Source organism: Myxococcus qinghaiensis (assembly GCF_024198215.1).
Classification (GTDB): domain Bacteria; phylum Myxococcota; class Myxococcia; order Myxococcales; family Myxococcaceae; genus Myxococcus; species Myxococcus qinghaiensis.
This window is the reverse complement of record NZ_JAKCFA010000024.1, coordinates 18,544-37,772: the sequence shown is the minus strand read 5'-3', so window position 1 is coordinate 37,772 and position 19,229 is coordinate 18,544. Positions and strand designations below refer to the sequence as shown.

20 protein-coding genes are annotated in these 19,229 nt (G+C 68.8%); 12 read left to right on the top strand and 8 right to left on the bottom strand.

Translation table 11 applies throughout. The features are described from left to right. Positions 1-16: 16 nt before the first annotated feature. The 5 genes from LZ199_RS35430 to LZ199_RS35410 all read left to right on the top strand — a co-directional run bounded on the left by LZ199_RS35430 (position 17) and on the right by LZ199_RS35410 (position 3,478). Positions 17-385 (top strand): ArsR/SmtB family transcription factor, encoded by a 369-nt coding sequence (locus LZ199_RS35430; RefSeq protein WP_253998199.1) that lies wholly within the window; start codon positions 17-19, stop codon positions 383-385. Beyond that, entirely contained in the window at positions 382-846 is a 465-nt protein-coding gene (locus tag LZ199_RS35425) for an SRPBCC family protein (protein WP_253998198.1), read from the top strand. Before LZ199_RS35430 ends, LZ199_RS35425 begins: the two co-directional genes overlap by 4 nt. 41 nt (positions 847-887) lie before the next feature. Continuing rightward, positions 888-1,628: an SMI1/KNR4 family protein gene (locus LZ199_RS35420; protein ID WP_253998197.1), complete on the top strand. Its 741-nt coding sequence runs from the start codon at positions 888-890 to the stop codon at positions 1,626-1,628. Between the two features lie 453 nt (positions 1,629-2,081). Continuing rightward, the gene (locus LZ199_RS35415) at positions 2,082-3,110 is read left to right on the top strand and encodes a fatty acid desaturase family protein (RefSeq protein ID WP_253998196.1); all 1,029 of its coding nucleotides are present in this window, start codon (positions 2,082-2,084) and stop codon (positions 3,108-3,110) included. Next, positions 3,107-3,478, top strand: a complete 372-nt coding sequence (locus LZ199_RS35410) for a hypothetical protein (protein ID WP_253998195.1) — start codon at positions 3,107-3,109, stop codon at positions 3,476-3,478. The genes LZ199_RS35415 and LZ199_RS35410 overlap by 4 nt, the downstream gene beginning before the upstream one ends. Before the next feature lie 5 nt (positions 3,479-3,483). Here the strand turns inward: LZ199_RS35410 and LZ199_RS35405 are convergent, their stop codons facing one another. Beyond that, positions 3,484-4,692, bottom strand: a complete 1,209-nt coding sequence (locus tag LZ199_RS35405; protein ID WP_253998194.1) for an acyltransferase family protein — start codon at positions 4,690-4,692, stop codon at positions 3,484-3,486. Between the two features lie 270 nt (positions 4,693-4,962). On the opposite strand from LZ199_RS35405, the gene LZ199_RS35400 reads away from it, so the two are divergent. Next, positions 4,963-5,343 carry a GFA family protein gene (locus tag LZ199_RS35400; RefSeq protein WP_253998193.1) on the top strand — a complete coding sequence of 127 codons (381 nt, stop codon included), beginning with the start codon at positions 4,963-4,965 and terminating at the stop codon, positions 5,341-5,343. Between the two features lie 16 nt (positions 5,344-5,359). Next, complete coding sequence (locus tag LZ199_RS35395; RefSeq protein ID WP_253998192.1) at positions 5,360-7,501, top strand: M28 family peptidase; 2,142 nt, start codon at positions 5,360-5,362, stop codon at positions 7,499-7,501. A gap of 8 nt (positions 7,502-7,509) precedes the next feature. On the opposite strand, the gene LZ199_RS35390 is transcribed toward LZ199_RS35395, so the two are convergent. Beyond that, positions 7,510-8,121, bottom strand: a complete 612-nt coding sequence (locus tag LZ199_RS35390) for a hypothetical protein (protein WP_253998191.1) — start codon at positions 8,119-8,121, stop codon at positions 7,510-7,512. Between the two features lie 229 nt (positions 8,122-8,350). Between LZ199_RS35390 and LZ199_RS35385 the strand changes: the two genes are divergently transcribed. The 3 genes from LZ199_RS35385 to LZ199_RS35375 all read left to right on the top strand — a co-directional run bounded on the left by LZ199_RS35385 (position 8,351) and on the right by LZ199_RS35375 (position 11,625). Next, entirely contained in the window at positions 8,351-10,195 is a 1,845-nt protein-coding gene (locus LZ199_RS35385) for a bifunctional metallophosphatase/5'-nucleotidase (RefSeq protein WP_253998190.1), read from the top strand. A gap of 363 nt (positions 10,196-10,558) precedes the next feature. Next, positions 10,559-10,762, top strand: a complete 204-nt coding sequence (locus tag LZ199_RS35380) for a cold-shock protein (protein WP_141640366.1) — start codon at positions 10,559-10,561, stop codon at positions 10,760-10,762. A 539-nt stretch (positions 10,763-11,301) separates the two neighbouring features. Continuing rightward, on the top strand, positions 11,302-11,625 hold the full coding sequence (locus LZ199_RS35375; RefSeq protein ID WP_253998189.1) for a hypothetical protein: 324 nt from the start codon (positions 11,302-11,304) through the stop codon (positions 11,623-11,625). A gap of 41 nt (positions 11,626-11,666) precedes the next feature. Here the strand turns inward: LZ199_RS35375 and LZ199_RS35370 are convergent, their stop codons facing one another. The 4 genes from LZ199_RS35370 to LZ199_RS35355 form a co-directional block, all read right to left on the bottom strand. After that, positions 11,667-12,896 (bottom strand): SGNH/GDSL hydrolase family protein, encoded by a 1,230-nt coding sequence (locus LZ199_RS35370; protein WP_253998188.1) that lies wholly within the window; start codon positions 12,894-12,896, stop codon positions 11,667-11,669. Between the two features lie 86 nt (positions 12,897-12,982). Further along, the gene (locus LZ199_RS35365) at positions 12,983-13,240 is read right to left on the bottom strand and encodes a hypothetical protein (protein ID WP_253998187.1); all 258 of its coding nucleotides are present in this window, start codon (positions 13,238-13,240) and stop codon (positions 12,983-12,985) included. Positions 13,241-13,320: 80 nt separating this feature from the next. Further along, positions 13,321-14,013 carry a RibD family protein gene (locus LZ199_RS35360; protein ID WP_253998186.1) on the bottom strand — a complete coding sequence of 231 codons (693 nt, stop codon included), beginning with the start codon at positions 14,011-14,013 and terminating at the stop codon, positions 13,321-13,323. 60 nt (positions 14,014-14,073) lie between these two features. Continuing rightward, entirely contained in the window at positions 14,074-15,063 is a 990-nt protein-coding gene (locus LZ199_RS35355; protein WP_253998185.1) for an aldo/keto reductase, read from the bottom strand. A 314-nt stretch (positions 15,064-15,377) separates the two neighbouring features. Between LZ199_RS35355 and LZ199_RS35350 the strand changes: the two genes are divergently transcribed. Continuing rightward, positions 15,378-15,854 carry a DUF2147 domain-containing protein gene (locus LZ199_RS35350; protein WP_253998184.1) on the top strand — a complete coding sequence of 159 codons (477 nt, stop codon included), beginning with the start codon at positions 15,378-15,380 and terminating at the stop codon, positions 15,852-15,854. 86 nt (positions 15,855-15,940) lie between these two features. On the opposite strand, the gene LZ199_RS35345 is transcribed toward LZ199_RS35350, so the two are convergent. Further along, positions 15,941-16,426: a (2Fe-2S)-binding protein gene (locus LZ199_RS35345; RefSeq protein WP_253998183.1), complete on the bottom strand. Its 486-nt coding sequence runs from the start codon at positions 16,424-16,426 to the stop codon at positions 15,941-15,943. 2 nt (positions 16,427-16,428) lie between these two features. Continuing rightward, the gene (locus LZ199_RS35340; protein WP_253998182.1) at positions 16,429-18,591 is read right to left on the bottom strand and encodes a xanthine dehydrogenase family protein molybdopterin-binding subunit; all 2,163 of its coding nucleotides are present in this window, start codon (positions 18,589-18,591) and stop codon (positions 16,429-16,431) included. Positions 18,592-18,892: 301 nt separating this feature from the next. On the opposite strand from LZ199_RS35340, the gene LZ199_RS35335 reads away from it, so the two are divergent. Next, positions 18,893-19,180, top strand: a complete 288-nt coding sequence (locus tag LZ199_RS35335; RefSeq protein WP_253998181.1) for a hypothetical protein — start codon at positions 18,893-18,895, stop codon at positions 19,178-19,180. The last annotated feature ends 49 nt before the right edge of the window (positions 19,181-19,229 follow it).

Sequence of the window (19,229 nt, the reverse complement as noted above, 5' to 3'; positions counted from 1 at the left end):
GCCAATACTGAAGCAAATGCTTCAGCATTCCTCCCTGGACCAGGTCTTTCATGCGCTGGCGGACCCGACGCGGCGGGCGATGGTCGAACGCCTCGCTGGCGGGCCGGTGTCGGTCAGTGACCTGGCCGCACCGTTTCCGGTGTCGCTGTCGGCCATTGGCCAGCACGTCCACCTGCTCGAATCGAGCGGGCTCGTCCGCACCAGCAAGGTGGGCCGGGTCCGCACGGTGGAGCTGGCGCCGGACGTGCTGGCCACCGCCGAGCAGTGGTTCGCGAGTCACCGCTCGCGCTGGGAGCGTCGTCTGGACCGGCTCGGGTCGCTGCTCATGGAGCCGGACGAAGAGCCCGAACCCCCCACGAAGTCACGCCGGAGAAAAAAGTCATGAGCCCGCCCGTCATCCACAAGAGCTTCACCCTGGAGCGCACCTATCCCACGTCTCCGGCGCGCGTCTTCAAGGCCATGTCGGACCCGCGCAAGAAGCGTCGCTGGTTCGCCGAGGGCGAGGGCTTCATCGTCGACAGCTACTCGCTGGACTTCAAGGTGGGCGGCTTCGAGCGCACGCGCTTCCGCTTCGGCGACGGTCCGGAGATGACCAACGACTGCGTCTACCTGGACATCGTCGAGAACACGCGCCTCGTCTTCGCCTACTCCATGACGTACGGCGGCGCGCCCATGTCGTCGTCCCTGGGCTCGATGGAGTTCCTCCAGGTGCCCTCGGGGACCCTGCTGCGCCTCACCGAGCACACGGCGTTCGTCGACGGCAAGGACGGCTCGGAAGGGCGCAGGGAGGGCACTCGCGAGCTGCTCGAGAGCCTGGCCCGGGAGCTCGAAGCGCATCCCGAGTAGAGTGCGCGCCGGGCGAAGTCGTGCCCGGTGGGGTGCACGTCATGGGTGGGAAGACCAGGCCGCCGGCCCTCGGTGGACTGGCCGCGGCCTTCCAGAAGGCGGGCCTGGCCACGAAGGAGCAAGCCGAGCGAGCCGAAGCCGAGAAGCAGGCCCTCGCGCAGAAGGACTCCCGGGCCGCGCTCGGCCCTACCGGCCCGGCCCTCGACGGCAAGAGCAGCTACCAGGAGCAGATTTCCTCGGTGAACGCGTGGTTCGCCGAGCACCTCCGAAGCGCGCCGGACCTCGCCGCGCGGCTGGCGGGTGAGCGGACCCAGGCGGTGGTCATCGAGGGTGTTCCGGCGACCCGCGCGGAGCTGGAGGCCGCCGAGCGCGAGCTGGGGTTCGCGCTGCCTCCGTCGTTCGCGGCCTTCCTGCTCGAAGTGGGCTCGGTCTCCTTCCTCAATCCATGGCTCGACGCCACCACGTCCGTTCGTCGGGTCGTCGCCGCGAGCGCCTCGCTCGAAGCCGACGTCGCGTTGACCGCCGAGCGCTTCCTCCAGGCCTCGGCGGCGGAGGGCCTCACGCTGGCTTCGAAGGCTCCGAGGCACCTGCTGCACGTGGGAGAGGAGCAGGGCGCGGAGGCCGTCTTCGCGCTCTGCTCACGCCGGGACGCCGCTGGAGAAGCCCCCGTGTTCCTGCGCCATCATGACGAGCCGGACGTGCTGTACCATCCGGCCTCCCATTTCCGGCAGTGGTTCAGCGAACGCCTGATCCGCCTGAAGGAAGAACTCCAGCTTCGATGACGGACCCATTCGCGGGGAGGCCAGCGGCGATGACCGAAGAGCGCAGGCGGACGGACAGGGCATCGCGCATCGTCAAGGCCGCCATGACGCGGGCGGCGAACTGGCGCGGGGATGCGGGGAAGGGCGGCTGCCCACACAGGCCCACTGTGTCCGCGACGTTGGCTACAAGGCTTCGCTGAGGAGGCGAGGGGGCGTTCTGTTCGGCGGCGGGCGCTGGGGCGTAGGAGCTGCGTACCAGGGGGCGCGAGAGGCCGGAACAGTTCGTGGGGTCGATGTGTTACATGGACCTTCGGTACCAGGCAGGCGATGGCCGCGGCGGGCTCCTCCCAGCGCGACTCCAGACTCCACCGATGGTGCCCCTGGCGGCGTGGTGAAGGCGGGTGGACGTTGTCGCACGCGACGAAGGCGAAGTTTCTCGGGTCAGGGCTCTTTCTTCAGGACTTACAGGCGCGGGTGGAGCTCTACCTGGGAGCGAGCGGGCGCTCGCCTCGGGACCTGCCGTGGATGTACGTGAAGACAGCGGTCATCCTGGCCTGGTTCGCGGCCTCCTATGCGTGGCTCGTCTTCGGCGCCTCGGGGCCCTGGGGCGCGCTCGCGGGGTGCCTGTCGCTGGGGCTGGCCATCGCCGGCGTGGGGTTCAGCGTCCAGCATGACGCCAACCACGGAAGCTATTCGTCGCGCCGCGGCATCAATGAATTTCTGGGAGGAACGCTCGATGCCATCGGCGGCTCCTCGTACGTGTGGGGCTGGAAGCACAACATCTTCCATCACAGCCACACGAACGTGGTGGGCCTGGACGAGGACATCGACATCCAGCCGTTCTGCAGACTGGCGCCGGGGCAGAAGCTGCGGTCGGGGCATCGCTTCCAGTTCGCCTATATCTGGCTGCTCTACGGGCTGCTGACCTTGAAGTGGCACTTCGTGGACGACTTCAAGGACCTGGTCAGAGGGAGCGTGGGGCAACAGAAGATGCCGCGCCCCAACCGGCGGAAGCTGGCGGGCGCCGTGGGCGGCAAGCTCCTGTTCTATGGCTGGGCCCTCGTGCTGCCGTGGTTCTTCCACCCGCTCTGGCAGGTCGTGCTGGGCCATGTGCTCACCTCGTTCGTGCTCGGGCTGACGCTGGCCACGGTGTTCCAGATGGCGCATTGCGTGGAGGAGGCGGACTTCTCCGTGCCACCGGAAGGCGGCACGACTTTTCCTCGCGACTGGGCCACGCATCAGGTCTTGTCGACGGTGGACTTCGCACGGGGCAACCCGCTGGTGAGCTGGTACCTGGGGGGACTCAACTTCCAGGTGGAGCACCACCTCTTCCCCAGGGTGTGTCACCTGCACTACCCGGCGCTCTCTCGCATCGTCGAGGAGACCTGTCGTGAGCACGGCATCCGCTACCGTGCGAACGAGAGCGTCGGTGCGGCATTGAAGAGCCACGTGCGGTGGCTCAAGCGGATGGGGCAGCCTGCTGCCATCGAGGGCGCGGTATGAGTGACGAGACGGAGAAGGTGCGGTACGGGCGGGCGCAGAAGTTCAGGCTTTCACCCAAGGGCACGGAAGCCGTGGCGGCGTATACCGTCATGATTGAAGCAGCCAAGGCCGGCAGCGGACGCGCCCAGTTCGACGCGGCCCGCGCCACCTGGGGGGCCTCGCTCGGGCTCGCCGCGGAGGACGGGCTCTTCCTGGTGGAGTTCGAGGCAGGCGGGAGGACCGTCTCCGAGGCGACGCACAGCCTGGAGGGCTGTGACATCTCCGCGAAGGTGGTGAAGGAGGCGGTCGACCGGCTGTTGAAGTGCGGCATGTTGGAGCCGCTGCCAGCGCCTCCGCCGAAGGTCGCTCCTCCCCGCCGCTACTGGTAGGCCCGTCAGGCTGACCGAGCCGGGGCGTGCTCGATGACGGCAGGCTCCGACGGGTGAGGGGTGGCCTGCCGCTCGCGCAGGGCCTTGCCGAGTCGGGCGGAGAGGCGGACCGTCGGCGCATCCACGAAGCGCGCGAAGAGCGTGGAGGCCCCGAAGGTCGTGACGAAGACGGCGAGCGTCGCGAGCGCCGCGCGACCCTGATACGCGATGCTCGCGGGCAGATACAGATAGACGTACACGCCCACCGAGGACAGCAGCACGCTGTGCAGCAGGTACATGGAGAAGGACTTGTCCCCCAGCCAGACCAGCGGCCGGGAGGACAGCAGCCGTGACACGGGGTTGTCGCTGAGGATGGCCCAGACGAGCGGCACCGCTCCCAGGGACGGATAGAGGAGCGGCCACTCGAGCTTCAGCCCGGCCGCATCGAGCGTGTGCGCGACCTTCACCATCCAGAGGTACGGGCCGCTGTACCAGTGATAGCCCCCCAGGTAGAGCCCCACGAGCAGCGCGAGCGCGAGTCCCACGGGGCGCACGCGCAGGTCCTTCCAGCGGTGCAGATAGGCTCCCGCGAGGAACAGCGCGTAGAAGATGCCGTCCGTCGAGTTGATGCAGAGCAGCGCCAGGGAGGCGACCACGGCCATCCAGCCGCTGCCCCGGAAGCGTCCGAACAGGGCCAGGAACGCGAAGAGCATCAGCGAGCCGAGGAACTCGGTCCGAATCGTCCAGAGGATGTAGTTGTAGGACGCGTTGCCGAGCAGCAGGGAGCGGTAGAGGCCGTCCCACCAGGCCTCGAGGAACGAGGGCTGGAACAGGTAGACGTTGCCCAGGAAGCCTTCCCTCAAGTCGCTCCGGGCGACCGGGAACAGGTCGAGCTTCATCATCCCGTAGCAGAGGAGGATGGAGACGAGCACGGGCGGCATCAGCCGGACGTACCGCTTCACCGAGGCCTCCTGCAGCGAGACGATGTCCCCGTCCTTGAAGAACTTCCGGGTCAGCACGTAGCCGCTCATCACGAAGAAGACCGAGACGGAGAACGTGCCGTTGTAGATGACCCGCAGCGGGCTGTTGAAGAGCAGGGACTCCCAGGCCCCCTTGCGCTGCGCCAGCTCCCCGAGCTGCAGGTACGGGAAGAAGGTGAAGAAGCAGTGGGACAGGATGACGGTGAGGGACGCCAGTCCGCGCAGCCCCTCGAGTGAGAGGGTCTTCCCTGCCACGGGGAGCGGCGCCGGGCGGGGCTCGTCAATGAGCGCTGGGGGCGGCGCGGAAGCGGCTTCCGCGGGGGCGTGCTGAAGGGGTGCCATGACGGTGTCGGTGCGTGGGGATGCCAGGTGTCTGGCATGCGAGCGCCGCAAGATACCACCAGCCTGGAGCCACGGATGGCTCGGGGAGTGAAGTCGGGCGATTCCAGCGCCTCCCTGCTCTCCGAGCTTCGCCTATCCTCGGACAAGGCCCGGTTCGCCGGGACGCCGACGAAAGGACACGTCATGCACCGAGGAGCCTGCCTTTGCGGAGCCATCACCTTCGAGGTGACGGGAGCGCTGCCGCCGCCGGATGCCTGTCATTGCTCGCAGTGCCGCAAGCAATCAGGACACTTCTGGGCGTCCACTGACGTCCCCCGCGCCGCGGTGACCATCCACGGCGCCGACAAGGTCACCTGGTTCCGCTCGTCGGAGAAGGTGCGGCGGGGGTTCTGCTCCACCTGCGGGTCGGTGCTCTTCTGGGACCCGATTCACCGGGACTGGATGGGCATCGCCATGGGGGCCTTCGACTCGCCCACCCACGTCCGGCTGGCGAAGCACATCTTCGTGGCCAGCAAGGGTGACTACTACGAGCTGGGGGACGGCGTGCCCCAGCATGAGCGATAAGGCCCGAGAGACTCCCATGCGCCTCTTCCCACACCCCTTCGCCGCCCTCGTCGTCCTCACCACGCTCAGCGCCGCCGCCCAGGCGCCCTCGTCCCCGGTGGGGCCCGTGTCGCCCACCACCGGCCTGGTGCTGCGCGACGACGTGGTGCGCGCCCTCATCCAGGAGAGCTCCGGTGACCGCATCCATGATGGGGTGCAGCGGCTGGCGCTCCTCGCTCGCGACAATGTGGGCGGCTACACCGAAGCGGCCCTGTGGACGAAGGCCGCCGCCGAGGCCGCGGGGCTGAAGGACGTGCGCCTGGAGCCGATGAAGCAAGGCCCCCAGTGGCGCGCCACCCGGGGCGAGCTGTGGGTGGCGGGCCCCCAGCGCTACCGGGTGACCTCCCATGCGGACCTGCCCATGTCGCTGGCGATAAAGAGCGGCAGCTTCGAGGGCGCGGACCTGGAGCTGGTCGACGTGGGCACCGGCACCCAGGATGCCGAGTACGCGGGCAAGGACCTGAAGGGCAAGGTGGTGCTCACGCGCGGCCACCCCAGCGCCACCCTGCGCAGGGCGGTGACGAAGCTGGGCGCGGTGGGCGTCGTCTCCTCCTATTCGACGCCGCCGTGGAACCTGCCCCATCGGCTGGACGGCGACTTCCCGGACCAGGTGGGCTGGGCCATCGTCCCGCCGGGGTTGGTGCCCAAGGGTCAGCCCGCGCCGTTCCTGTTCATGGTCTCCGACCGCCAGGGACGGGAGCTGCGCGCCCAGCTGCTGGCGGGCCCGGTGAAGGTGGACGTGAAGGTCGCCACCGAGGAGTCCCCGGGGCACTACAGCATCATCAGCGGCGTCATCCCGGGCACGCGCGCCGGCGAGGAGGTGGTCCTCACCGCGCACCTGGACCACTACAAGCCCGGCGCGGATGACAACGCCTCGGGCACGGCCACGTTGCTGGAGCTGGTGCGCACGTACACCACGCTCATCCGTCAGGGCGTGCTTCCTCCGCCGGTGCGCACGGTGCGCGTGTTGTGGCTGCCGGAGTTCGAGGGCACCCGGGAGTGGTTCGCCCTCCACGGCGCCGACCCCGTGCGGCGGGCGGCCCACTTCAACTTCGACATGCTCGGCGCGAGCCTGTCCCGTGCCCACTCGCGCTTCCTGGTGTCCTATACGCCGGACTGGAATGGCAGCTTCGTGAACGCCGTGTCCGAGTCCACCGTGGCCTTCATGAACCGCTTCAACGGGGTGACGTATCCGCCCCGGAAGGACTTCCGCATCGGCTCGGTCACCGGCTCCAGGGACCCGCTGGATGCGCACCTGGACCGGTACAGCCGGGGCTCGGACCACCAGCTCTTCAATGACCACGGAATCCCAGGCGTGGCCTTCTCCACCTGGCCCGACGACACCTACCACACGAGCGGAGACAGGCCGGAGCTCGTGGACCCCACCCAGCTCCACCGCGCCGCCTTCGCGGGCCTGGCCTCCATCACCGTCGCCGCCTGGGCGGAAGGGCCGGGCGCGCTGGACCTGGCGCGACTGGTGGCGGTGCACGGCGCGCGGCGCGTGGCGGAGGACGAGTTCAGGGCCCGCAGGGATTTGGTCTCGACCCCCGCCACCGGCGTCGCCGGCATGCACCGGCTGGCCCGCGCGGTGGTGCGCGCCGCCTACCAACGTGAGCGCGACGCGCTGCTCTCCTGCGTGCAGCTGGGCGCTCCGGCCAAGGCCGTGCGGGCGATGACGCAGTCACTGGAGACGGCGGAGGCCCAGGCGCTGGGGCGCGTGGACGCGGACAGCAAGGCGCGCGGAGTGTCGCTGAAGGAGCCCGCGCCCTCCGAGGCGGAGCGCCGCGCCCGGGCCTTCGTCCCGCGCCGCGTGAAGGGGCAGGAGCTGGCGTCCTTCGACGAACTGGTGACCCGGGCGGCCCCCGGGGACCAGCCCCGCGTGGCCACCGTGCAGGCCGCGCTGCGCGAAGCGACCACGGCCCTGCGGGAGCGCGGCGAGGGCGAGCTGCGCTTCTACCAACTGCCGGATGCCCTCGCGAGCTACGCCGACGGCAAGCGCTCCGTGGCGGACATCCGCGACGCGGCCTATTCCGAGTACGGCCACGTCTTCCCCGTGGAGGCCCTGATGGACCTCTTCGGGTTGCTGGAGCGGGGCGGCATCATGACGACCGCCCGCTGAGTCCGGCGCTACAGGGAGAGGCGCTTCTTCGTGAAGGTGAGCCCCGGCGTGCCCAGGTCCTGGAGCCACGCGGGCGGGGGCTCCGCGATGAGCGCGGCGGTCATCGTCTCGAGCCATTGCGCGAAGGACTCGAAGTCCGGCGTCGCATCCTCCGGCTTCAGCCAGGCGCCCGTCGCCAGCACCCGGGCGCGAGGCAGCTCCGCGTGGTGGTAGTAGACCGGGTACTCTCCGCCCGCGCGGGGAGCGCTCACGTCGAAGCACCACACGGCCTCGCCCTCCGCCTCCGCGAAGCCGACCAGGTGGTTGGTGGAGAGGTCGACGCCGTCTTCGAGGGTCACCCCCTCCGGCAGGTGGACCCAGTCCTCGTTCGCCTTGCCGAGCGCGTCCGCGTCGTAGAGCTTGAACCCCCGCTCCCGTCCCACCGCCGGAACGTGCCGCGTGGCCGACCTCAAGCCCGAGCCCAGGGCCTCGCGGTAGCCAGGAGGAGGGGTCCACTCAATGACACCGAAGGGCGGAGTGATGGCATCCACCAGGGACTCGGGTGCAATCGGGGCCCCGGTCTTCACCTTCACGGACTTCGACTGGCGCAGCGCTTCGAGCATCGCGGAGACGTGTTTCATTCGCGCGGACGCTACAGCGCTCCCTCGGGGGAAACCAATCACGATGGGACTTCGCGCGGCTCCCTCAGGCAATGACCGCCGCCCGAGTACGGTGTCGGAAACTTCGCGCCGCGCTGAAGTCGAATTCCTTGCAGCCCGTCGGACGGGTGGGCGACGTCAGAGGGAGACGTTAGGGTCCGTTCGCGCTGGGTGATTCGTCCTGGCATTTCCCTTCAGTAGAGGTCTCCTGATGCGTTTTTCAGTCCTGAGGCGCGCGCTGCGCACCGCCTCCTGTTGCCTCGTGGGTGCGTGTTCGCTGCTGACCGCCTGTGAGTCCAACGACACTCCGCCCCGGCCGATTCCGCGAGACACCTCGCCGCGCACGCTGACGCTGCTGCAGACGAGCGACCTGCACACCAACATCTTCCCGTGGGACTACTTCACCGGGAAGCCCGACGCGAAGCGCGGCCTCGCCAAGGTGGCCACGCTCATCAAGCAGGAGCGGGAGAAGAACCCGGACTGCACGCTGCTCGTCGACACCGGCGACACCATCCAGGGCACGCCGCTCGGCACCTACCATGCCCTCGTGGACACCTCGTCCCGGCACCCCATGGCCGTCGCGATGAGCGAGCTGGGCTATGTCGCCATGGCCGCGGGCAACCACGAGTTCAACTACGGCCTCGACGTGCTCAACAAGTTCAAGAGCGAGGTCAACTTCCCCCTGCTCGGCGCCAACGTGCGCAACAGCGCGGACGGCTCCGAGGCCTTCACGCCGTACGTGCTCACGAAGGTGTGCGACGTGACGGTCGGCATCCTCGGCCTCGTGACGCCCGGCGTGGCGACGTGGGAGCGCGCGGAGAACATCCCCGGCCTGCGCTTCGATGACCCGCTGGAGACGGCGAGGGTCTACGTGCCGAGGCTGAAGGCGGCGGGCGCGGACGTGGTGGTGGTGGCCATCCACAGCGGCCCGGACAGGCAGCCCGTCGGCAGCGCGAGCAACCCCGACTCGTGGCTGGCCGACTACGCGGATGACTCGAAGTGGGCGGACCGGGGCAACCTCCCCGGCGAGAACGAGGCCGTGCAGATTGCCCAGGGCGTGGTGGACGTGGACGTGCTCCTCACCGGCCACACCCACCAGCCCATCCCGAAGATGCTGCTGAAGAACCCGGCGGGCCGCGAGGTCCTCCTCACCCAGCCCAACCGCTGGGGCAGCCACCTGGCGGACGTCCAGCTCCAAGTCACCTGGAGCGGGGAGAAGTGGGCCGTGGACGCCCATGACGCCCGGCTCCACGCCGTGGACGAGCAGGTGGCGGCGGATGCCGTCGTCACGCAGGCCACGCAGGGCTACCACGACGCCACGGTCGCCTACGTGAACCAGAAGATTGGCACCACCACCCAGGCCTTCCCCGGGGGCTTCGCCGGGCGCTACGTGGACAGCCCCCTGGGGGACCTCATCAACACCGTCCAGGAGGAGGCCGCGCGCGAGGCCGGCTTCGACGTGGACCTGTCCCTGGCCGCGCTCTTCACCAACGATGGGGCGCTGCCGGCCGGTGACGTCACCCTGCGCGACGCCTACAGCATCTACATCTACGACAACACGCTGTACGTGATGGAGATCAACGGCTCCATCCTCCGGCGCGCGCTGGAGATGAACACCCTGTACTTCGCCATGCTCGACGCGAACAACCTGCCCGCGAGGCCCGAGGGCGCGAAGGCCACCTCGCCCGTGGTCGCCGACTACAACTGGGACCTCTACTCGCGCATCGAGTACGGCTACGACCTCACGCGGCCCGCGGGCTCCCGCCTCACCCACCTGCGCTTCCGGGGCGCGGACGTCACGGACGACCAGGTCTTCATCGTCGCCATCAACAACTACCGGGCCGGAGGCGGAGGCGGGTACTCCATGTTCAAGGAGGGCCGCGTGCTGTGGACCTCCGCGGACGGCGTGCGGGACTACGTCGCCCGCTACATGCAGGCACACCAGGGCCTGGCGCCGGAGGCGGTGAACGTCTGCAACTTCTCGCTCGTGCCGGACCTCTACACCCCGTACTTCGCGGCCTCGCTCGGCGCCGCTAAGTGTGCACCCGTGAACTGAAGGACGCGCACCTGGCGTGGGGCCCGTCGGGGGGACGGGTGCTGCCTGCCCGGCGGCGCTCGCCCCCTCGGTTGGTTCCAGGGTGAATGACCTCGGGGGTCCCGAAACCCGACTTGCGTCCGAGTAATCCCCGACTGGCGGCGATGACAAACCGCGAGACGAGGAAAGTCGCGCTGATACTGGAATATTCGGCCCGCAGCGGGAGCTCGTGGGGGTGGGTGGAGGCAAGAAGTGCGAAGGATGACGTGCGTAGGGGTGGACATCGTCCGAGCCGAATGCTTAGGCTGTGTCGTCTTGTAGGGTTGATACTCTGTGGGGCCGGACGGCGACTCTCCCTGTCCGCGATGAAAGAAGAACAAGGCAATGGCAACCGGTACCGTGAAGTGGTTCAACGATGCGAAGGGCTTCGGCTTCATCACCCAGGACGGCGGGGGCGAGGACCTGTTCTGCCACCACACGTCCATCCAGGCGGACGGCTTCCGCTCCCTGGCCGAAGGCCAGAAGGTGGAGTTCGATGTCGCCCGGGGCCCCAAGGGCCTGCAGGCTCAGAACGTTCGCCCGATCTAAGCCCCTCGTCATCCTGACGACTTCGTGATTCACCCAGAAGGTCCGGTCCATCAAAGGGTCGGGCCTTCTGTATTTTCAGGGCCTGCCGCATGGAGCGCTTCCACTCCATGGGCAGGGGCTCCGCGGAACAGCGGAGTGGATGACGCCCGCCTCGGTCCGGCCTGCGCCTCGAAGGGGCTGGCCTCTTCTTCAAGAGGCCGCGGCGGTGTGCTTCCTCGCGGTGGTGCGCGGCGACCTGGTCGTCGGAGGCGTTGGCGGCCACGAGGTCGCCCTCCTGTACCTCGTCAGCTCGGTGCTTTTCCCGACCATCGGGCCCGGGCGCTCCATGGTGGAGACCTGGCCGCGGAAAGCAGCTCGCCGGCGCGTGAGCGCGCGGGGCGCGGGCCTTTGTCCTCGGGCTCAGCGCTTCGTCGGAGTGTCCGCCGTGCCACGCTTGGGGCGCGATGTGGGAAGCCACGATTTCGACAGCCGTCTGTCTGGGATTGATTGAGGGAGGAACCCAATGTCTGGCGTTCCTTCCTCGAGAGGGGCACTCCGTCATGATGAAGCGATTGCCGTTCGTGGTCATGCTGGGCCTGGCTGCATCCCTGGTTGCCTGTGGCGGCGCGATGGACGAGGGCGCGCAAGAGCAAGAAGTCGTCTCGGCTCAGCCTGGACAGGACGACGCCAACGTCTCCGTGGAGCAGGCGCCGGGGACTGTCAGTGCGGCGGCGTATGGCTGCTGCGCGTGGTGCTGGAATCGCGCGCGCTATCACCTGGTCGAGGGCGTCGTCTCGAATTGTACCCAGCGTGCCAGTGACTACTGCGCCGTCGGCGACCGCGGTGGCCTCTTCGACGCGGCGTGGGGCGACTGCGCGCCGTAGTGCGCTCGTTGCGTTCTAGCTCCCTCCCGTCTGCGCACGGCTCACGGGCGAACGCGCGGAGACGGGAGGGGGATGAGCTGCGCCTCGATGAACCGGCGCAGCGCCTCCGCCATCTTGAGGTGCGTGGCGGCGGACGGGTGCCAGTCCTCGGCGACTCCGTCGAGCTCGGGAACCTGCTCGGCCATCTCATGGCGATACACCCGGACATCCCCCTGCCGCTGTCGCTCGGTGACGACGTCCGTGAGCCAGTGCCCGACATGGACCGATGATGGCTTGTCGGTCCCCTCGGTCTCCTTGTGGCCGTCCGTCATGCTGCCCAGCGTGCAGATGATGTGGGCCCGAGGGTGCAGCGTCCGGAGGCGCTGGAGGAACGCGCGGTAGGCCGACTTGAACGCGGCCTCATCCGGAAGGTATTGGGTGGTGCCGTGGCCGGCGAAGGTGTCGTTGGTGCCGGCGTTGACGACAATCACGTCGGGCGACGCTTGGGAGAAGTCCCAGGGGACGGCGTGGTCCGGGACGGCCAGCTCGTAGAGGGCAGGTAGCAACCCCGATGTGGATGCATCCAGGTTGCGATAAATCCCTCGGCCTGAATAGCAGACGAGGACGGGCTCCGCGCCCAGCGAGAGGGCGGTGAGCCAGGCATAGCCGCGCCGGGGATTCTGGTGCGCCGAGGTGAAGGTCGGCGCGCGCCAGAACGGCGTCTGGGGGATGCCGGAGACCTCGGTGCCGTAGCCACAGGTGATGGAGTCTCCGATGAACTCCATCACCGGCGCCGTGCGCGCGGGGGGCTCCTGGAGCTCGCCATGGACCTCCAGCGCCACCAACTCGCTGGAGCCCACCGAGGACTCGGTGCGCTTGACCAGCTCCACCGTGTGCGGCCCCACGGCCAGGCCGGTGGCGAGGACGTACGTCGGCTGGTCGCGGTGCACCGCGAGCGGCTGGGGCGCCGCGCCGTCAATCGAGACATCGAAGTAGTTGGTCCCCACCTCGCCGCCCAGGCCCGCGTCGTGGAGCTTCATCCGGAGGGCGTCACCCCAGAAGCTCGCGCGAATCGTCACCCCGGGATGGGAGAAGACGACGCCGGTGGCGGAGCGGTACGTCCGCCCGGTGTAGCGCACCCGCCCATCCGCGGCCGGAACGCTCACCCAGGTCAGGGATTGCGAAGGCAGAGGCCTGGGCGTCCCGCAGGCGGCCACCGTCAGGCCGATGACGACACACACCATGACGAAAGGCCGCAGGACTGTGCTTCCTCGCGGGACATGCGGGCTCATCCACATACACGCCATGCGTACCACGTTGGGGGAGGCCGGGCAGAGGCTCGACCCGCGTCACTCGCGGGCCGAGGGAGCTGCACTGCTCAGCAGTTTTCGGGGAGGTAGACGGCGAAGTCCGTCTTCTGGCCGACGACGCGCAGCGTGTGGCCACAGCTGCAGTCACCATGGCCGACCTGCACGCTGTAGGTCGCGTCGCTGTAGTACGTGACGAAGGAGAAGCCTTCACAGAAGGGCAGCGCGTCCTCGCGCGTGCCGAGCGGGGCCTCGTCCACCGCGTCGACACCGCCGCAGCCCGCCAGCATTCCCACCGCCAACACTCCGCCAATGATGCTCTTGCGCATGTGAAGCCCTTTCGAGGAAGACATCCGGGATGTGAAGCTTTCCCAGAATACCGGGCTTCTTCCTTGAAAGGGCACTCAGGTCAGCGCTTCGGCTTGTAGCGCAGCCAGACCAGGTCACCCGCGCGCTTCTCCAGGGAGACCAGCTTGAGGTGGCGGATGGGCCCCTTTCGCTCGCTCGCATCGAAGAGCGAGGGCGTGCCGATGGAGCCATCCGCGATGGGGGCGACGAGCACGCTCAGCTCGTCGATGAGGTCCGCGGCCAGGAAGGAGCCGTTGATTCTGCCCCCGCCCTCCAGGAGCAGCTTCTTGATGCCGAACTCCCGGCGCAGCTTCTCCAGCACCCGTCGGAGGTTCAGCTTCGCCTTGCCGCCAAACAGGTAGGAGACGCCCCGGGCCTGGAGGAAGGCCAGGTAGTCGTCGGAGACCTGCTCGGTGAGGACCGTAATCACGTGCTCCTCATCGATGGAGGCCGACTTCCAGGTGAGCTTGCCCGAAGGGTCCAGCGCGATGGCGTAGGACTCGGCATCGCGTCGCGCGATGAAGTCCTTCCTGGGAATCGGCTGCGCTCGCTTGCGTGAGGGAACCCGCGCCTTCCCGGCGTAGGGCTCCATTGAAATCCGGCCAATCATCCACGCCTCCGCGTCGAACGTCTCGGCCGTGCGCTCGTACTCGGCCAGCATGCGGGAGGAGAGCTTCCAGTGTTGGGTGACGATGCGCCCGTCGAGCGATGGGACCATGTGGCAAATCACGTACGGGCGTTTCGCTTCACGCATGGGCGGCTCCTCATGAGGGGGCGGTCGGCAGGGTAGCGCGTCTCCGGCGAGGCTCGCCGCTCAGCGCCCTGTCGTCTTCTCCAGCGTGTCGGGGTAGCGGGCGCCCTGCACGGTGATATTCGAGGCCGCGTCGGTGAGCTCCTGGAGGTCCTCCGTCGTCAGCACCAGCTCGGCCGCGCCCAGGTTCTCTCCCAGCCGGTGCAGCTTGGTGGTGCCGGGGATGGGGACAATCCACGGCTTTTGTGCAAGCAGCCACGCGAGGGCAATCTGCGCGGGCGTCGCCTTCTTCCTCGCGGCGACCTTGTTGAGCAGGTCGACCATGGCCTGGTTCGCCTTGCGCGCCTCGGCGGTGAAGCGCGGGACGATGTTGCGGAAGTCGTCCTTGGCGAACGAGGTCGTCTCGTCGATCTTCCCGGTCAGGAAGCCCTTGCCCAGCGGGCTGAAGGCCACGAAGCCGATGCCCAGCTCCTGGAGCGTCGGCAGCATCTCCCCCTCGGGCTTTCTCCACCAGAGGGAGTACTCGCTCTGCAGCGCCGTCACCGGCTGGACGGCGTGCGCGCGCCGCACGGTCTGCACGCCTGCCTCGGAGAGCCCGAAGTGCTTCACCTTGCCCTCGCGAATCAAGTCCTTCACCGCGCCCGCGACGTCCTCGATGGGCACGTTCGGGTCCACGCGGTGCTGGTAGAAGAGGTCGATGGCGTCGACCTTGAGTCGCTTGAGCGACGCCTCCGCGACCTGCTTGATGTGCTCGGGCCGGCTGTTCATGCCTGCCTGCTTCCCGTTCGCGTCGAGCTCGAACCCGAACTTGGTGGCGATGGCCACCTGCTCGCGGAACGGCGCCAGGGCCTCACCCACCAGCTCCTCGTTCGTGTACGGGCCGTAGACCTCGGCGGTGTCGAAGAACGTGACGCCCTTCTCGACGGCCGCGCGGATGAGCGCGATGCCTTGCTCCCGGTCCACCGCCGGGCCGTAGCCGAAGCTCATTCCCATACAACCGAGGCCCATGGCAGAGACCTCGAGGTCGCTCTTTCCAAGCCTGCGCTTCTGCATGACGGTTCCTCCCTGCGTGGATGTCTCCTCGAGAGATAGGACCCGCCTCCGCACGGAACCAGGGGCCTCGGAGTCCATGGGCTTGTAAGGCCCGCTTGAAAATGGGGCGGGGGAGCACCGCGTGGGCCTCGAACCGGGCCGGCCCACCCTGAGTGCGGGTGGACGGTGCATGCCGCGGAGCGGCACGTTCGAGCACCTCACGGAATTCCCAGAGGGGCTGCCTGCCGGCGCAGGGCTGGAGTACAAACGGGATGACGGGACGCTTGAGCGCAAGCCCCCTCTGATGTGAGCCCCGCGCAGAAGGACCTCAAGACATGAACGCAACCCGGTGGTTCGGACTCGCTTCTCTGACCCTGATGATTGCCTCGAGCGCCCTGGCCGAGGACAAGGCCCCCGCCGCCGCGGAGGCGAATGCCGCCGTCGGCCGGTGGACGACCATCGACGACGAGACCAAGAAGCCCAAGTCGGTCATCGTCATCTCCGAGGAGAACGGCAAGCTCGTCGGAAAGATCGAGAAGCTCTTCCGCGACCCGAAGGAAGAGCAGAACCCGGTCTGTGACAAGTGCCAGGGCTCGCTGAAGGACCAGCCCATCATCGGGATGACCATCCTGCGCGACCTGAAGAAAGACGACGACGAGTGGAACGGCGGGACCATCCTCGACCCGGCGAACGGCAAGACCTACAAGTGCAAGATCGCCGTCGAGGACGGCGGCAAGAAGCTGAAGGTTCGCGGCTACATCGGCATGTCGCTGCTCGGCCGCACCCAGCACTGGGTCCGCGCCACGGAGTAGCACTTCACCTCGTGTGCCGGGGTGGACTCCTCGTTGAGGGGGAGTCCACGCCACGCGGCGCGCGAGTCAGCGGGCTTTTCGTGGCCTCACCCGCCGCCGATGCCCGCTCCGCTCCGCAGCAGCAGGGCCGCGCGTTTGATGGCGGCGCGGATGCGGACATAGGTGCCGCAGCGGCAGACGTTCTCGCTCATGGCGGCGTCGATGTCCGCGTCGGTCGGGTGGGCGTTCTTCCTCAGCAGCGCGACGGCGGCCATGATCTGCCCCGGCTGGCAGAAGCCACACTGGGCCACGTCCTCGTCAATCCAGGCCTGCTGCACGGGGTGCAGTCCCTGGGCGCCCAGCCCCTCGATGGTCATCACCTCGTGGCCGGAGAGGCTGCCCACCGGGTGGATGCAGGGGCGGAAGGCCTCGCCGTCCAGGTGGCTGGTGCACGCGCCGCACACGCCCACGCCGCAGCCGTACTTGGGACCCCTGACGCCCAGCACGTCGCGGAGCACCCACAGCAGGGGCAGGTCCGCGGGCGTCTCCACCGTCACCATCTGACCATTGAGGATGAATTGATGGGCCAGCATGGTCAGACTCCCTCGTCGAGGATGGGGAAGCGGGTGGGCATGGTGCCGGTGGCTCGGGCCACGGCGTTGGCCAGGGCCGCCGCGGCGCTGGGGTAGCCCAGCTCTCCCACGCCGCCCACGCGGTCGTCCGAGCGGACCAGGTGCACCTGGATGTCGGCGGGGACGTGCTTCATCCGCAGCCAGCGGTAGTCCGCGAAGCTGCCCTCGCGCACCGCGCCCGAGTCGATGTGAAGCCCCGCGCTCAGCGTGGTGGACATCGCGTCCACCGCGGCGCCCTGGAGCTGGGCCTCGACTCCCTTGGGGTTGATGGGAAGGCCGACGTCCGCGGCGATGACCACGCGCAGCACCCGAGGCGTCCCGCTGGTGACGTCCACCTCGATGAGGTGGGCGATGGCGCTCTCCCACTCCTCGAGCACGGCGACGCCCTGGGCGACTCCGGGTGGCAGGGCCCGGCCCCACTGGCCCACGGATACGACCTTGTCGAGCACGGCCCTGAGCCGGCTGTTGGAGGGGAGCCGGGAGCGCCGCAGGGCCACGGGGTCGACCTGGAGCTCACGGGCGAGCTGGTCGACGAACACCTCGTTGGCCACGCCCACCTGGCTGGTGAACACCGAGCGGAAGGAGGCGGTGGGGATGGGGATGGGGACTTCACGCAGCTCGTGGCTCGCGAGGCCGAAGCGGTAGGGGATGCGCTGGGAGATGGCGAAGAACACGGCGCTCGTCGCATCGGGCAGGGCCTCTCCGAGCAGCGCGGTGAGCACATCGCCGAAGCCGTGAGGGAGCTCCACGGTGGGAATGGCGGCGCGGTGGTGCCAGCCGAGGATGCTTCCGCCCAATCCCAGGTGGGCGAGGATGCGGTGGTGGCTGGCGGGCCGGAAGTGGCCGTGGCGCATGTCGTCGTTGCGGCTCCACATCAACTTCACCGGCTGGCCGATGGCGCGCGAGACGAGCGCGGCCTCCACGGCGGCCTGGTTGAAGAACCTGCGACCGAAGCCGCCACCGGCGCGGGTGACGTGCACCGTGACTCGCTGGGGCGTGAGGTCCCAGCCGAGCGCCCGGGCGACCTCGCGCTGCGCGTACTTGGGGTCCTGGGCCCCCAGCCAGACCTCGGCCCGGGTGCCCTGCACGTGGGCCAGACAGCTCTGCGTCTCCATGGGTGCGTGCGCGAGGTAGGGGAAGTCGAAGCGTCCCTCCACCGTCCGCGTCGTGAGCAGCGGAGGCAGGGGACGGGGGCCTATCGCATCCCGCAGGCGGGAGCGGATGTCGACGTCGGAGAGCGTGCTGGCCGGGCCCGGCGTCCAGGAGACCTGGAGGGCGTCACGCGCCGCGAAGGCCTGGGCGAACGTCCGCGCCACCACCGCGACACCGGAGGCCAGGGGCACCACGCCGACCACTCCTGGCATCGTCCGGGCCACGCCGTCGTTGAAGGACTGGACCGAGCCGCGCAGCGTGGGAGGCCTTGCCACCACCGCGGGCAGCGCCCCGGGGAGGTCCAGGTCCAGGGCGTAGCGCGCCGCGCCGGTGACGATGTCCAGCGCGTCGATGCGCCCCGTGGGCCGACCCACGACGGTGTACTGGCTCTCCGGCTTGGGCCGCGTGGAGACCAGGGGCAGCAGCACCCGCGCGGCCTCCTCCGCCAGCTCGCCGTAGCCGAGCCGCCGGCCATCGGCAGCGTGCACCTCGCCATGGGAGGTGGTGAGGGTGGGGGCGAGCACCCGCCAGCGGAGCGCCGCCGCGGTGACGAGCCGCGCGCGGGCCTCGGCCGCCGCGGAGCGAAGCGGGCCCGTCAGGTAGCGCATCGTCGAGGACAGCCCGGTGAGCTGGATGAGCCAGCGTGGGTCCGCATCCGCGCTGCGCACGTCGACCGCGTCGAGCGCCACGTCCAGCTCCTCCGCGACGAGCATGGCCACGGCGGTGGTGATGCCCTGGCCCATCTCCGTGCGAGGCAGCGTGGTGACGACGCGACCGTCGAGCTGGAGGGCGATGTAGAGGCTGAGCGGAGTCTCCGCCCCCGCCACGGGCGCTTGGGCCGCGTCCGCCGCCGGCACGTCGAGTCCCAACCGTGCGGCGATCATCAACGTGGGGGAGGCCACCACCCAGGTCAGGAACCCGCGCCGGTCCAATCCGCCAGGAGCCGCTGTGTCTGCTTCGAGCGCATCCGCCATGGCCAAAGCATGACACACGCAGAGGACGTGTCCCAGGCGGACCCCGCTCCCCCTTCATGGGCTGACAGGCTCGGCGTTCGGACGACGACACCCGTCGGAGACGTCCCAGGGCGGAGGTGTCGAGCGCGCGATGCAATCACTCAGGTGGGATTCGGTTTCAGGGGATGATTGTCAAACGGCGAGCAGTGATACATCGGGTGTATTTTTCCGTGGATGGGAGCATGCGGCTGCCTGGACGCCAGAGGCAGGAACTTGATAGGATTGCATTTGTCATATCGATACTTTTTACAAGGAGCACACGATGATGCTGACCCGTTGGGTCGTGGGGATGTCCGCGCTGCTGGCCTGCGCTTGCGGTGGAGCCCCTGAGCAGTCCGCGGAGGGCGAGGCTACCGCCGACGTGAGCACGGTCGAGCAGCGCTCGGAGCCGCCCGGTGGTGGGGAGCGATATGGCGAGCACCGGACCTATTACACGAACGCGTCCAAGACGACCTGGGCGGGCGCGTGGCACTACGACTGTGCCGGGTACATCACCCAGTCGGGTCAGGTGACGCCGTACTACACGGACATCCGGTTCATCTGCTCGTAGTCGCTCGGCCAGCGCGCGGGAGCGCCTGAGCGCGCTCCCCGCGATGTCG

What these genes read in the sequence shown, in the direction of transcription:
- LZ199_RS35430 (WP_253998199.1), top strand. Translation starts at nt 17, where the DNA reads ATGCTTCAGCATTCCTCCCTGGACCAGGTCTTTCATGCGCTGGCGGAC.
- LZ199_RS35425 (WP_253998198.1), top strand. Translation starts at nt 382, where the DNA reads ATGAGCCCGCCCGTCATCCACAAGAGCTTCACCCTGGAGCGCACCTAT.
- LZ199_RS35420 (WP_253998197.1), top strand. Translation starts at nt 888, where the DNA reads ATGGGTGGGAAGACCAGGCCGCCGGCCCTCGGTGGACTGGCCGCGGCC.
- LZ199_RS35410 (WP_253998195.1), top strand. Translation starts at nt 3,107, where the DNA reads ATGAGTGACGAGACGGAGAAGGTGCGGTACGGGCGGGCGCAGAAGTTC.
- LZ199_RS35400 (WP_253998193.1), top strand. Translation starts at nt 4,963, where the DNA reads ATGCACCGAGGAGCCTGCCTTTGCGGAGCCATCACCTTCGAGGTGACG.
- LZ199_RS35395 (WP_253998192.1), top strand. Translation starts at nt 5,360, where the DNA reads ATGCGCCTCTTCCCACACCCCTTCGCCGCCCTCGTCGTCCTCACCACG.
- LZ199_RS35390 (WP_253998191.1), bottom strand. Translation starts at nt 8,121, where the DNA reads ATGAAACACGTCTCCGCGATGCTCGAAGCGCTGCGCCAGTCGAAGTCC.
- LZ199_RS35385 (WP_253998190.1), top strand. Translation starts at nt 8,351, where the DNA reads ATGCGTTTTTCAGTCCTGAGGCGCGCGCTGCGCACCGCCTCCTGTTGC.
- LZ199_RS35380 (WP_141640366.1), top strand. Translation starts at nt 10,559, where the DNA reads ATGGCAACCGGTACCGTGAAGTGGTTCAACGATGCGAAGGGCTTCGGC.
- LZ199_RS35375 (WP_253998189.1), top strand. Translation starts at nt 11,302, where the DNA reads ATGATGAAGCGATTGCCGTTCGTGGTCATGCTGGGCCTGGCTGCATCC.
- LZ199_RS35370 (WP_253998188.1), bottom strand. Translation starts at nt 12,896, where the DNA reads ATGAGCCCGCATGTCCCGCGAGGAAGCACAGTCCTGCGGCCTTTCGTC.
- LZ199_RS35365 (WP_253998187.1), bottom strand. Translation starts at nt 13,240, where the DNA reads ATGCGCAAGAGCATCATTGGCGGAGTGTTGGCGGTGGGAATGCTGGCG.
- LZ199_RS35360 (WP_253998186.1), bottom strand. Translation starts at nt 14,013, where the DNA reads ATGCGTGAAGCGAAACGCCCGTACGTGATTTGCCACATGGTCCCATCG.
- LZ199_RS35355 (WP_253998185.1), bottom strand. Translation starts at nt 15,063, where the DNA reads ATGCAGAAGCGCAGGCTTGGAAAGAGCGACCTCGAGGTCTCTGCCATG.
- LZ199_RS35350 (WP_253998184.1), top strand. Translation starts at nt 15,378, where the DNA reads ATGAACGCAACCCGGTGGTTCGGACTCGCTTCTCTGACCCTGATGATT.
- LZ199_RS35345 (WP_253998183.1), bottom strand. Translation starts at nt 16,426, where the DNA reads ATGCTGGCCCATCAATTCATCCTCAATGGTCAGATGGTGACGGTGGAG.
- LZ199_RS35340 (WP_253998182.1), bottom strand. Translation starts at nt 18,591, where the DNA reads ATGGCGGATGCGCTCGAAGCAGACACAGCGGCTCCTGGCGGATTGGAC.
- LZ199_RS35335 (WP_253998181.1), top strand. Translation starts at nt 18,893, where the DNA reads ATGATGCTGACCCGTTGGGTCGTGGGGATGTCCGCGCTGCTGGCCTGC.